11 protein-coding genes and 1 tRNA gene are annotated in these 13,002 nt (G+C 58.6%); 6 read left to right on the forward strand and 6 right to left on the reverse strand.

The features are described from left to right. Nucleotides 1-89: 89 nt before the first annotated feature. From ACVWZ1_RS01085 to ACVWZ1_RS01100, 4 genes are all read right to left on the reverse strand, one after another. Nucleotides 90-1,685, reverse strand: coding sequence for a copper resistance CopC/CopD family protein (locus ACVWZ1_RS01085; protein ID WP_457502306.1), 1,596 nt, complete (start codon nucleotides 1,683-1,685; stop codon nucleotides 90-92). A gap of 17 nt (nucleotides 1,686-1,702) precedes the next feature. Further along, nucleotides 1,703-2,302, reverse strand: coding sequence for a YcnI family protein (locus ACVWZ1_RS01090; protein WP_457502307.1), 600 nt, complete (start codon nucleotides 2,300-2,302; stop codon nucleotides 1,703-1,705). Nucleotides 2,303-2,364: 62 nt separating this feature from the next. Beyond that, nucleotides 2,365-2,712 (reverse strand): hypothetical protein, encoded by a 348-nt coding sequence (locus ACVWZ1_RS01095; RefSeq protein WP_457502308.1) that lies wholly within the window; start codon nucleotides 2,710-2,712, stop codon nucleotides 2,365-2,367. Continuing rightward, complete coding sequence (locus tag ACVWZ1_RS01100; protein WP_457502309.1) at nucleotides 2,712-3,065, reverse strand: c-type cytochrome; 354 nt, start codon at nucleotides 3,063-3,065, stop codon at nucleotides 2,712-2,714. Before ACVWZ1_RS01100 ends, ACVWZ1_RS01095 begins: the two co-directional genes overlap by 1 nt. Before the next feature lie 123 nt (nucleotides 3,066-3,188). Here ACVWZ1_RS01100 and dnaG point away from each other — a divergent pair, with 123 nt between their 5' ends. Beyond that, complete coding sequence (gene dnaG, locus ACVWZ1_RS01105; protein WP_457502310.1) at nucleotides 3,189-5,129, forward strand: DNA primase; 1,941 nt, start codon at nucleotides 3,189-3,191, stop codon at nucleotides 5,127-5,129. Nucleotides 5,130-5,292: 163 nt separating this feature from the next. Here dnaG and alaS read toward each other — a convergent pair whose 3' ends face one another. Further along, nucleotides 5,293-7,947, reverse strand: coding sequence for an alanine--tRNA ligase (gene alaS / locus ACVWZ1_RS01110; protein WP_457502311.1), 2,655 nt, complete (start codon nucleotides 7,945-7,947; stop codon nucleotides 5,293-5,295). 284 nt (nucleotides 7,948-8,231) lie between these two features. Between alaS and ACVWZ1_RS01115 the strand changes: the two genes are divergently transcribed. Then, complete coding sequence (locus tag ACVWZ1_RS01115; protein WP_457502312.1) at nucleotides 8,232-9,875, forward strand: protein kinase domain-containing protein; 1,644 nt, start codon at nucleotides 8,232-8,234, stop codon at nucleotides 9,873-9,875. A 223-nt stretch (nucleotides 9,876-10,098) separates the two neighbouring features. Here ACVWZ1_RS01115 and ACVWZ1_RS01120 read toward each other — a convergent pair whose 3' ends face one another. Beyond that, nucleotides 10,099-10,602, reverse strand: a complete 504-nt coding sequence (locus ACVWZ1_RS01120; protein WP_414381821.1) for a hypothetical protein — start codon at nucleotides 10,600-10,602, stop codon at nucleotides 10,099-10,101. Nucleotides 10,603-10,651: 49 nt separating this feature from the next. Here ACVWZ1_RS01120 and ACVWZ1_RS01125 point away from each other — a divergent pair. The 4 genes from ACVWZ1_RS01125 (at nucleotide 10,652) to ACVWZ1_RS01140 (ending at nucleotide 12,721) form a co-directional block, all read left to right on the forward strand. Then, a tRNA-Asp gene (locus tag ACVWZ1_RS01125) sits at nucleotides 10,652-10,725 on the forward strand. 177 nt (nucleotides 10,726-10,902) lie between these two features. Next, entirely contained in the window at nucleotides 10,903-12,084 is a 1,182-nt protein-coding gene (locus tag ACVWZ1_RS01130; protein ID WP_457465475.1) for an aldo/keto reductase, read from the forward strand. 134 nt (nucleotides 12,085-12,218) lie between these two features. Next, nucleotides 12,219-12,470, forward strand: coding sequence for a DUF4258 domain-containing protein (locus ACVWZ1_RS01135; protein ID WP_457502313.1), 252 nt, complete (start codon nucleotides 12,219-12,221; stop codon nucleotides 12,468-12,470). Beyond that, nucleotides 12,467-12,721: a DUF2283 domain-containing protein gene (locus ACVWZ1_RS01140; RefSeq protein ID WP_011433140.1), complete on the forward strand. Its 255-nt coding sequence runs from the start codon at nucleotides 12,467-12,469 to the stop codon at nucleotides 12,719-12,721. The genes ACVWZ1_RS01135 and ACVWZ1_RS01140 overlap by 4 nt, the downstream gene beginning before the upstream one ends. Nucleotides 12,722-13,002: the final 281 nt, after the last annotated feature.

Consider the following 13,002-nt stretch of genomic DNA (forward strand, 5'->3'; position numbering starts at 1 on the left):
ACGCCCTTGGGCGGAGCAATCCACAGCTCCTATCCAGGGTCTTTTTCTGCTTTTTCTTTTCGCGATCTTCAATGTCTGTAACAATTCAGTCAGAGAGAAACCGCGATCTGACCTCGCCGCTCTTCAAAATCGCTGATCAGCAGTCTCACCTCGATCTGCCATTCCCCCGCCAGGGCCAGAGGCACATTTTCCACCACAAATTGGCCAGGCCTATCCGGCGCTACAGTGCGGCGTAGAGGGGGGATCCCGTGTTCCGGCAGGGAAAACCCAAGGGTCAATTCCTGAGCCGGGATCCCTTTCACTTCAACTTGGATCTGGTTTTCTCCGGGACGGCAGGGCAGAATCTTCAGGTGCAGGCTGCCTTCCGGCCAGTTCAAGCTCTCTTCACAACTGGTCTGCCAACCTGATTCCAGGGGGGATCCCATGCCGTGCCTTCCATTACTGGGAGGAGCCTGGGCCACCAGGAAGCTGGTCAAGGCCAGCACCAGCATCAGCCCCACCAACTCCAGGCGGACGATCCGGCGCAGCGACCGGCCCACCGTCTGCCCACCCTGTTGCAATGCCGGCACCAGCCGAAACTTGTTGTGGGCGCCCAACCCCACCATCATCAGCACCAGCAGCAGCTTGGCCCAGAGATACTGGCCGTAGGGATGATCCCAGTGCCAGCCGCGGTGGATCCCACCCATCCCCACCCCCGCCAGGATAAGCCCCGGTACCGCCCAGGTGGCCACGTCAGAAAACCGTTGGATGATGCCTACAGATGGGTAGGGAGCAGATTCCTTGCCCAGCAGGCGCTCCAGCCCCCACAACCCTCCCAACCAGAAAGCTGAACCGGCCAGATGCAGCCCCAGCAGCGCCATTGTCCCCATCGGATGCTCACTGGTGAGAGCATGGCCAATGGGCAAAAAGGAGCCGAGCACCAACACCGACCCCATACCGCTGGCCCAGACGGCACCTCCCTCACAGGCCCAGATCAGGATCCCTAGCCCCACCAGCCGCAGTCCTGTACCCCAACCATAGGGAGAGAGCACCACACCCAGCAGCTCTCGCCCATTGAAGTGGGGGTAAAGCTGGGCCAAATGCAAACCGAAGGCCACCGCGGTCAAACTGAGGGTGATCCAAGCTGTCGCAAAAGCCCAAGATCCGGCCTCGGCGTTTAACCGCCCCCGCAACAGTCGCCACCAGCCCAGCACCCCCACCACAAAAAGGCTGCCCAAGTAGATCCCCCAGCGTACCCCCACCAGCGGCCAGTACAAGGGATCCCTTCCTTGGGCGTGAGCTGTCCTCGCCGCCTGCAATTGCCCAGGATCGGCTGCCCCCACCTGGAAGGCAAACGATCCACTCACCGGATGGGAATCGGCAGAAATGGCCCGCCAACTGACGATGTAAACCCCCTCTGGGATCTCCTGGGGCAGATCCCCCTGCGGCGCGTTGCCGGTGCTCACCACGTTTTCCAAAGCTAGCGCCCGTCCGCTGCTACCCAAAACCTGGAGTTGCGTGATCCGCACCGGCTCATTGAAAACAAGCCGCACCTGGGCCGGAGCTTCCTGCAACACTGCCCCATCCTCCGGGAAGGTGGAGAGCAAGCTGGCATGGGCAAAAGCGGGCGGGATCCCGGCCAGCCACAGCAAGAGGCAGAGGATCCCAGCCCAAATCCCAGCAAAACCCCCCCTAGGATAAGACATGATCCCAACCAGGCCGCCTAGCGGGTACCGTGACCGTGTCCATGGCCGTGCCCATGGCCGTGACCGTGACCCTGTCCACTGTCTCCACCCGTCAGCTTCAGCAGCGGAGCCGGCTGCGGCAAACTCTTGGGATCCTCGCCAGGCTGAGCCACCTGAATCCAGCGGTACATGCCCTGCTCGCACTCCTGAATCACCGGGATGGGGATGACCTCACCGGGGCGATTCGGCAGCTTGAGGCTGATGCTGAACTCATCCATGAACTCATCGGGCAGCGAGCCGCCGCTCCAGATCACCTCGGCAACCGTTTCGGTAATCATCTTCCCATGCGACTCATAGGGGGTCTCCAGCGGCTTTTTGACCGTCTCGATTTTCCACAGGGGATGCACCATCGGCTTCACAGAGACGAATCCCTCCGGGATCTGCACCCGCAGGCGCACGGTCGGGGATCCATCGCAGCCATGGGGCACCCGAAAGGTGAGCTTGGCATAGCTGCCCGCCGTGGCCTCTTTGGGATGGACGGTGACATGGGCCCAGGCAGAGGAAAGGGGTAAAAAACTCATTCCCAGGGCCAGCAGAGATTTCTTGGCCAGGGTCAAGTAACTTTGCAGACTGAACATTCGCAGATGCTCCTTACAAACCTGTAGAGAAAGAGAAAAATGCAGTGTTTGTTGGTCAAAACCTAGGGGTGGTGATGGGATCCGTGGGATTCCGTTATGCTCATGCTGTGCTGTCCCCAACTGGAGAGGCCCATCGACACCAGGCCGGCACTGGCCAAGCCCATCGACACCAGCCCAAACGAGAGCGCTCCCATAGCCACCAGGCCGATAGAGAGGATGCCGTGAGTCACCACGCCGATGGCCACCACCCCATGGGCGGAAATGCCCACCGCCACCAAGCCATGGGCTCCCACGCCAACCGACAAGATTTTGCGGCGGGATCCCTGTCCTTCACATCCCTGCTCGTGAGGCAGCCGCTCCGCCGGGCTTTCCTGCAGCAAGGCTGGATCTTGAGTCTTCTCTTTGGCCACTAGCCTTTACTCCAGTTGTGCTCAGCGCGATCCAAGACATAGGCCGCCACCGCCTCGATCTCCTCCGGCTTGAGGATCTTGGCAAAAGCCGGCATGGCCCCTTTGCCGTTTCTCACTTGGGCCTGGATCAGCTCAGGGGTGTCTACGTGGTACTCATGAAGAGCCGCCAGAGAAAGGTTTTTCGCTGCCACCAAAGTGTTGCGCCCGTTCAAGTGACAACCCACACATTTGGCCTGAAAGACCTTAGCTCCCAAGGCCAAATCCGGCTCGGCAGAAGCCGCTTGCGGGCCTAAAAAGAGGGCAAATACTGCCACCAAAAGCCCGATAAAAAGGTTGATCATTCGCATTTTCATCTCAGGGACTGACCGAAAACTAGCCTTTAAGGCCCGCCCATTATCCCAAGCCCGTTAGGCCAGGTCAAAAGACAGCCTGTCGAGTTTCCCCCGGCTACTATAAGGTCAGGATCCCCCGAAGCCATGAGCGGTCTGCCCCCCGATTTCATTCAGTTGGTGCGCCAAAAGGCCGACCTCGTGGAAGTGGTGGCCGAAAAAGTGGTGCTGCGCAAGCAGGGAAAGAACTTCGTTGGGCTTTGCCCTTTCCACAACGACCACAAACCCAGTTTTCAGGTCAGCCCCAGCAAGCAGATCTACAAGTGCTTCTCCTGCGGGGCAGGGGGAGATGTGCTGCGCTTTGTCATGCAGACCGAGCATCTCTCCTTTGCTGAGGCCGTGCGCCACTTGGCGCGGCGATACCACATCCCTCTGCCCACCCGCAATCCCGAGGCGCAGCCCTTGGGATCCCTTGATGAGCGGGAGCTCTCCCACCGGGAAAAGCTGCTGGAGATTTTGGCCATGGCTGCCGATTTTTATCGGCATGCCCTCCGATCCCAGCTAGGATCCGCCGCCCGCCAGTACCTGCACAGCCGCCACCTGAGCGAAGAAACTTTGCAAAAATTTCAAATCGGCTTTGCTCCCCCCGGCTGGCAATCTCTCTACGAATACTTGGTCAACCACAAGCGCCAACCGGTCAAACTTTTAGAAGAGGCTGGATTGCTGGTTCCCCGCCAGCAGGGATCCGGCCACTACGACCGCTTTCGCAACCGGATCATGCTGCCCATTTTCGATGTGCAGGGGCGGGTGATCGGGTTTGCCGGCAGAGCCTTGGGGGAGTCAGGACAGCCCAAGTACCTCAACTCTCCAGAAACAGAGCTCTTCAACAAAAGCCAGGTGGTCTATGGCCTCAACTTTGCCCGCGATGCCATTGCCAAAGCCGATCAAGTCTTGGTGGTGGAAGGCTATTTCGATGTCATCGCCCTGCATCAGGCGGGAGTTGCCTATGCTGTAGCGGCCATGGGCACTGCTTTGACGCCCCACCAGGTGAAGATCCTGCTGCGCTACACCCAATCGAAGCGACTGATTCTCAATTTTGATGCGGATCGGGCCGGTTTGAACGCCGCCAACCGAGCCATTGAAGCCATTGAAGAACAAGCGCGGCGCGGAGAAATTGAGCTGCGCATTCTCACCCTTCCTGAGGGCAAAGATGCCGACGAGTTTTTGCGGGAGCACAGGGGCTCCGCCCCGCTGACACCAGCGGTTTCTGAACTGCAAACCCTGATCGAGCAAGCTCCCCTGTGGCTGGATTGGCGAATTGAACAGGTGTTGGCCGGTCGGGATCTGAGCCGGGCCACCGATTTTCAGCAGGCCCGTCAAGCCCTTGTGCAACTGCTGGCCGGTTTGGGTGGACAGTGGCGCTCTTTGTATTTGCACAAAGTGGCAGAATTGCTCAGCCGCGGCAACGGTCGCCTCAGTCGAGATTTGGAAGAAGACCTGCGCCGAGCCGTGCGGCAGTACCGCTGGGCCAAACCCCAGCAACCTTCCCTCAATAAGGGATCCAAACTCTTGCAATCTGAGTCCCATCTTTTGCAGATCTTTCTGCATTTTGGCGAGTATCGCCACGAAATTCGGCAAACTTTGCTGGAGCGAGAGCTGCAATTTAGTTTTCGCCCCCACCGGGAGCTGTGGCAGCGGATCTTGGAACTGATCTCGGCACAGCCGGAGCTGGAAGACCGGGGAGAGACTTTGCTGACGGCTTTGCGCACCCTCTGTGCCCAAGATGAGCAGCTCAACGAGCGCCTCAGCCATCTGCTCTGGTTGGACGAAAACACCCGCGTAGCCCTGATGCGTCCACGGATGGTGGTGCGGGCCGCCATTGCCAACATGGAGCTGGAAATTCGCCAGAAGCGCTACCGCTACTGGACCCAACTGTGGGATCAAGCCTTTTCCGAAGGCAACACTGCCCTGGCCGCCCAGTACCAGGCCAGCATCCAGCAGGAATACCAAGCGATTCAGGCGCTGCAGCGGCAGGTGCAACTGAGCCTGGAAGACATGTCGGAAACCCCACTGGCCGAAGATTTATAGTCATTTCGATTCAAACTAAGACACTAAACCCATAACCCCATACGCGTCCAGAAGGCTTCTCTCTATAGCCCGAGTGTCTCACCCTAAACTGAACAGCACTCTAAACTGAACGACTGTAGTGGCTGATGGACGGCCTGTTGCTGCTCAAAAGGGCTTCGCTCCCCTAGCGCGAGATCAGCTCCGCTTGCAACCGCTCCCGGGCCACCTGCAAAGCCTCTGCCAATTTCTCCGGCTGTTTGCCCCCAGCTTGGGCCAAGTTGGGCCGTCCGCCGCCGCCCCCTCCGGTGAGTTTGGCAATCTCGCCGATGAAGGATCCCGCCTTCAGGCCAAGTTGCTGCACCGCAGGGCTAAAGGCAGCCACCAGGCTGACCTTACCGGCTTCCGGCACCGATCCCAGCACCACTGCCCCTTCCCCCAGCTTGGAGAGCAGATGCTCGGCAGCGGTTTTGAGGGCCTCAGGGGTGGTGGATCCCAGCTCGGCCACCAGCACCTTGAGATCTGCGACGGCAACCGCCTGGGCCAGCAAACGTTCGGCCTGCACCAAGGCCAACTGGCTGCGCACCTCTTCCAGTTCCTTCTGGGCAGCTTTCAGCTCCGCCTGTAGGGCGGCAACCCGCTCCGGCAGTTCCTGGGGCTTGGCTTTAAATTGAGCGCTCAGCTCCCGCACCACCCTGTCCCGTTCGTTCAGGTATTCCAGCACAGCCGGCCCGGCTACGGCCTCGATGCGGCGGATCCCAGCAGCCACTCCCGTCTCGGCGATGATCTTGAACAGGCCGATCTCAGCGGTGTTGTTGACATGGGTGCCGCCACACAGCTCCATCGACACCCCCGGAAAGTCGATTACCCGCACCTCGGCGCCGTATTTTTCCCCGAACATGGCCACGGCACCTCTGGCTTTGGCTTCGGCCAGGGGCATGATCGCCACTTGAGCAGCATGGGCCTCGGCAATCCAGGTGTTCACCAAGTTCTCGATCTGTTCCAGCTCCTCAGGGGTGACTGGCCGGGATAGGGTGAAATCAAAGCGCAGCCGGTCAAAAGCCACCAGGGATCCCGCCTGACCAATCGAGGGATCGACAATTCTTTTCAGGGCCGCCTGCAGCAGGTGGGTGGCGGTGTGGTGGGCTTGGGCGCGCCGCCGACAGGCCAGGTCGATTTGGGCTTGGACGGGATCCCCCACCCGCAGGATCCCGCGTTCCACATGGCCAAAGTGAACGAACAGATCCCCTTGCTTTTGCACATCTTCAATCCGCACCAGCAGGCCATCCCCGGAGAGGTAGCCCCGGTCACCAATTTGTCCGCCGGACTCGGCGTAGAAGGGCGTGCGATCCAAAACGATCTGCACTGCTTGCCCTGCCTCCACTTGGGGCACCGATTTCCCCTCGACCAACAGGGCCTCGACCACGCCGCGGGCAGAAGATTGGCTGTACCCCAAAAACTCCGTTTGGCTGAGGAAATCCGCCAGCTCGTCCAGGGATCCCTGGGCTGTGAGGTCGATGGTTTGGTGGGCGGCGCGGGCCCGCTGCCGCTGTTTTTCCATTTCTTGTTCAAAGCCCTCCAGATCCACGCTGAAGCCGTGTTCCTGGGCAATTTCTTGGGTTAGCTCCAGCGGAAAACCGTAGGTATCGAAGAGCTTGAAGGCGTCGGCGCCGGAGATCTGCTTTGGCGAGCTGCTGTCACGGCGGGAAGATTCGACGGCAGTAAACAAATCCAGCAGTAGCCGTTCCCCCCGCTCCAGGGTTTTGAGAAATTGCTCTTCCTCCCGTTGCAGCTCGGTCTTGATCAGGGTTTCTCGCTCCCGCACCTGAGGATAGGCAGCCTCGGCCAACTGAATCGCGGTCTCGATTACCGGGATGGTGAAAGGCTCGCCGATCCCCAGCAATCGCCCGTGGCGCACCATTCGCCGGATCAGCCGCCGCAGCACATAGCCCCGATCCACATTGGAAGGAAGCACCCCATCGGCAATCAAATGCATCACTGCCCGCGCGTGATCCCCGATCACCTTCAGGGAGATTTGCTGCTCCGGGTCGGCCTTGGAGTAGTTCAGCCCGGCGATCCCAGCCGCCGTTTGAATGATGGGAAAGATCAAGTCCGTCTCGTAGTTGTTGGGCACCCCCTGCAACACTTGGGCCAACCGCTCCAACCCCAGGCCGGTGTCGATGTTTTGCTTGGCCAGCGGCATCAGGTGACCTTCGCTATCCCGGTTCAGCTCCATGAACACCAGGTTGTAGATCTCCAGAAAGCGGGAGTCATCCTCCAAATTGATCCGCTCATCCCCCAGCTCTGGCTTGAAGTCGTAGTAAATCTCAGAACAAGGGCCACAGGGGCCGGTGGGGCCGGCAGCCCAGAAATTATCCGCCTCTCCCATGCGCTGGATGCGGTGGGCCGGGATCCCTATCTCATCTCGCCAGAGGGCAAAAGCCTCCTCATCTTCGCGAAAGACGCTCACCACCAGCCGTTCCGGGGGCAGGCCGAACACCTCCGTCACCAGCTCCCAGGCCCAGGCAATGGCCTCTTTTTTGAAGTAGTCGCCAAAGCTGAAGTTGCCCAGCATCTCGAAGAAGGTGTGGTGGCGCGCCGTTCGGCCCACATTCTCGATGTCGTTGGTGCGCACACATTTCTGGGCCGTTGTAACCCGTGGGTACTCCGGATCCCGTTGCCCCAGGAAAATGGGCTTAAAGGGCAACATGCCGGCAATGGTCAGCAGCACCGTCGGATCTTCCGGCACCAAGGAGGCGCTGGGCAACACCTGGTGGCCCCGCTGAGCGTAGAAGTCCAGAAAAGTTTGCCGAATGGCGGCACCGGAAAGCGCTGGAAACATGACAGGCGAAGATGGCTGTATTCATCAATTCTAAGTTTTCCCTCTGCAGGGCAGTCCAGCCCTTGTTGTTCTCCTCTGTTCCACCAAACCCCATCCGCCGAAAACCTAAGCGATTTGTCCGATTAACCTCAGGGCGGGCAGACGCTAAGATCAGCCTATCTGAGGCAGTTGTGCAAGATTTGTTTCTTCTTGGTCTAGCCTGTATGTATCTCTCACAACTTGCCTGCCGACTTCTTGGCTCCGTCTCGGTTGTCCGGATCGCCAGCCGGTAACCCCAAACTGGTATGCCCACTTGCTACTGCCTTAACCCTGCCTGTTTGCACCCGGAAAACCCGGCGGATGCCTCTACCTGTGCCTCTTGTGGCCATCCCCTCCTGCTGCGCAATCGCTACCGGGCCTTCAAGCGCATCGGCCAGGGGGGATTTGGCTCTACCTTTTTGGCGCGGGATGAGGACATGCCCTCCAAACCTTGGCGGGTGATCAAGCAGTTGCGCCCGGTCGAGGGATCCCCGCAACTGGCCAAGCTGGCGGAGGAGCTCTTCAATCGCGAGGCCCAAGTGTTGGAGCGCCTGGGCGAACATTCGCAGATCCCCAAGCTCTACGCCCACTTTCAGGAAGGCGGCAAGTTCTACTTGGTGCAGGAATTTATCCAGGGCACCACCCTCTCCCAAGAAATGCGTCGCAATGGGCCCTTTTCCGAAGAACAAACCCGGCAGGTGATGCAGGAGGTGCTGCTGATCCTCAGCTATGTCCACAGCCACAACACGGTTCACCGAGACATTAAACCCGCCAACCTGATTCGTCGCAAAGAAGATGGCCGATTGGTGCTGATCGACTTTGGGGCCGTCAAGCAGCTCGGCCCGGGCCAGGATTCGGCAGAAGAGGCGACGGCCATTCGCTCGCTGGGCTTTTCTCCCCCGGAGCAAGTAGCCGGCCAGGCGGTCGGTCCCTCTAGCGATCTCTATGCTTTGGCGGCTACCTGCATCAACTTGATGACGTTGGAATCTCCGGCCAAGTTTTATAACCATGAAACGGGACAGTGGGATTGGTCGGATGAACTGCAGCTTAGCCCGGAATTCGACGCCATTTTGCACCGCATGTTGCAGCCGGCCATCAATCAGCGCTTTGCCACCGCCACCGAGGTCTTGCGGGCGCTGCAAGGGATCCCGGTGGAAGAAGCACCGATTGTGTTGCCCAACTCCCCCCTGTCTGCCAATCCCAGCACATCGGTGATCTCCGGCTACTGGGCCAAGCGCCGCTCGGGTGGTTTCGTGCCCACACCCCTCCCTCCGTCCACCGCAGGGGGAATGACAGCCAGCAGCCCGCTATCCATCCCCTCTGAGTGGGGGAGCACCACCGGTTTTACCCAACTGGGCCGAGCCAGTAGCATCACAGGCGGCGGACGGATCAAGCCGGCTACCCCACCGCGGATCCCTTCCATGGCGGGAGCGGATCTGCGGGGAAAGTCCTTTGCCAACCAAAACCTAGCCGGCTATGATTTGCGCCAGGCCGATCTGCGGGGGGCCGATTTCTCAGGGGCCAACTTGCAGGGGGCGGATCTGCGCGGCATCCTCTTCAACACCCCTCAACCCTACTGGCTGCGGGTTTTGATCCAACTGTCTGGATCGGCCAAGACGTTGGGAGGGATCCTGACAGGTTTGGGGGGGCTGCTGGGCTCAGGGATCCTGGCCTTTTTGCTTGTCCGCCTGACCACGGGCAATTTGGTTTATGCGTTAGGAGCGGCTGGGATCGCCTTGGTGGTGGCCAGCTCGGTGATCTGGTCGATGGGCGGTGGGGTTCGTTTGGCTCGATACCCAGAAGAAAAGAGCAAGCGCTTTACCAACTTTTGCAAAGCGGATCTACGGGGGGCGCGGATGGACGAGAAGCTGCGGAAGTTTGCCCGCCGACAGGGGGCCATCTTGAGTTGACGCAGGGCGGATTGCGGATCTGGAATTTTGCGTTGCGATCTTTAAACTTTATAGATCTTTAATAGTTTTATAGTTGTTTCAGGTTAGGATGAGACGTCTGGGCTACTGCTCGCGCCAGCGGGACGGAGTCCTTAGAAAAGCCTTCTGGCCCTCCGCATTCAACGCTTTGTCCTAGTTTGAATCGAAATGACCACAAAACCATAAAAGAGAAAAGTTCAAGAGCTCAAGCCATTGAAGGGGGTGGAGAGGCCCATCTGCGAAGCGATTGATTGACCTGTTCCATCAAAGCTCGGCAGGCTACGGTTTTGCCCTGTTGCCGATCCCCAGCTTGGTCGTAAAAGACGATGCCATCGGCCCGGGAAAGGCCCAACGCCAAGAACAACAGCTCCAAGACCCCAAAAGAAGCGGTCTCCAGCTCCGGCGATCGCTCCTTGAGCTCTGCCAGTGTGGTGTGGGCATCTTCCAGGTGGCCGAAGGCCGGGATCCACAGATGAGTCGTCGGCTGGGATCCCTCTGAGGATGAGTCGCCAGCAGCAGGATCCTCGACCACCCGCACCGTCAGCCAGCCGCCATCGGGGTAGCGCAAGGTGGTGTATTGCAGGTGATCCAGGTGTTGGGCCACCTGGGTGAGCACATCCGCCACCTGTTGCATCGCCGCCGTTGGGATCCCATTTTGCGGAGCGGTATCCACAAGGGTTGCGGCCTGTGCTGCCAGACTAACCACCATGATTGACAACAATCCTCGTCCACATCCAGAATAGATATTCGCAGCGATTGGGGCTGTAGTTCAATTGGTTAGAGCACCGCCCTGTCACGGCGGAAGTTGCGGGTTCGAGCCCCGTCAGCCCCGTACTCCTAAAACACTCTAGCTTAGTCGCTCCCCTGCAGCCCTCACATTTCCAGACTGATCTGATTTCTTGATTTCTGACGGTGACTGCTGCACAATGCGGCCGGCTCAGGGTTCAAGTTTCGGCGGTCGGGTATGGAAAGCCCGCCCTAAAATGGGGCTTAGTCCAGGGGAAAAACCATGCAGTATCGCAGATTTGGGCGTACCGAGCTGTCTATGCCCGTGCTGAGCTGTGGTGGCATGCGCTATCAACACAGTTGGCAAGATACTCCTTGGTCAGGGATCCCAGCGGCAAGCCAGCAGAACCTGGAGGCGACGATTCGCCGGGCCTTGGAGGTGGGCATCAACCACATCGAAACTGCCCGCGGCTATGGCACTTCTGAAATGCAGTTGGGCCGCATTTTGCCGCTCTTTCCCCGGCAAGATCTAATTGTGCAGACGAAAATTGGCCCCAGCGCCGACCCGCAGCAGTTCCTGGCCAAGTTCGAGCAATCGATGAGCTACTTGAACCTCGACTACGTGGATCTGCTGGCCATCCACGGGTTGAACACCTGGGAAGACTTGGAACACAGCCTGCGTCCAGGGGGGTGCCTGGAGGTGTGTCAGCGCCTAGTACGGCAGGGACGGGTGCGTTTCGTTGGCTTCTCCACCCATGGGCCGACGGAGTTGATTGTGGAAGCCATACAGTCAGGGGGCTTTGATTACGTCAACCTGCACTGGTACTTTGTCAACCAAACCAACTGGCCCGCCATTGAGGCTGCCGCCCAGCAGGATATGGGGGTATTCATCATCAGTCCCTCAGACAAGGGGGGCAGGCTTTACGATCCGCCCGCCAAGCTGGTGCAGTTGTGCCAACCCCTCAGCCCGATGGTCTTCAACGACCTGTTCTGTCTGTCCCATCCCCAGGTTCACACCCTCAGCATTGGGGCGGCCCGACCCAGCGATTTTGATGAGCACCTGCAGGCGGTGGAGTTATTGGATCGGGCTGATGAGCTGTTGCCGCCGATCCTGGCCCGCCTAGAGCAAGCTTTGATCGAGCAGGTGGGGGAACACTACGCCAAAACTTGGCACCAGGGCCTGCCTCGCTACGACCAAACCCCCGGACAAGTGAATATCCCGTTCATTCTGCTGCTGCGCAATTTGGTCTTGGCCTATGACTTGGTGGACTATGCCAAGAGCCGTTACAACCTGTTGGGCAATGCCGGCAGTTGGCTCCCCGGCCAGCGGGCAGACAAAGTGGATGCCGAAGCCCTGCGACCTTATCTTATCCACAGCCCCCACCGCGACCGGATCCCGGCTTTGTTGCAAGAAGCCCATCGCCTGCTCTCTGGAGCTGAGGTGAAGCGCCTATCTCAGAGCTAGCTTGCTCAGGGATCCCCCCGTTTGACGGTCGAGATCCGGTGGAGAAGATGATATGGCAAGGTTTACTCTTTAACCGCAGGAAAAAAAGAGTTGTCAGCTCCCGCCAGCGGCTCCTTATCTCATTTGGGTAGCTCGTGTTAGAGTCTGAGCATGCGTTGAGACGGCTGCAGCAGCGAAAAGAGATCGCAAGCCAGTGGATCGAGAGAGTTCTGAGCTGCCCTGACTACGTACAAGTGGATCCCAAAGATCCTCAGCTCAAGCAAGCCTATGGTCGAATTCCGGAGTACGGCAATCGCCTCCTGAAGATTGTTTACGATGAATCAACGGATCCTTGGACAGTGGTGACTATCTTTTTTGATCGAACAATGGGGAAAAAGCTGCCATGAGACCTTTCATCGAGTTTGATCCTGATGTGGATGCTGGATATATTCGTTTGACAACAGCTCAAGTCCAAAGCTCAGAGGAGATTGCCCCTGGGGTTGTTTTGGATTTCGACAAGGAAAATCAACTGGTTGGAGTTGAGGTTCTCTCTGTTCATCGACAAATGGATAGCGACATTAAAATGCTTCCGCAAGAGATTCAAGACTACATCGTTTTATTGAGAAACTCCGTGTTGCAAGAACAGTTACTGAGTTAGATGAGAGTCTGGCAACACTAGCCCCACCGCATCTGTAGACGCAAGAGGAGTACCATTGCGATGGCCAGCCTTTTACTGTGGCCTGTTTGGCATGGTTGTAGGTGATTGAGATAACAGTCGCCGACCTTTCGGATTGCCAACGGATGTGCCGTCACTTTTATCGGATAGGCCGCACTCTCTTGGATCTGGACGCTGCCAAAACCGTTCGGGATCAACCCGCCTGGTTTGAGGCTCCATCTTAAGGTCAGGGGCAGGAACCTGTTTGCCAGCAGCCTCAATCC

The organism is Thermostichus sp. MS-CIW-25, from assembly GCF_054060015.1.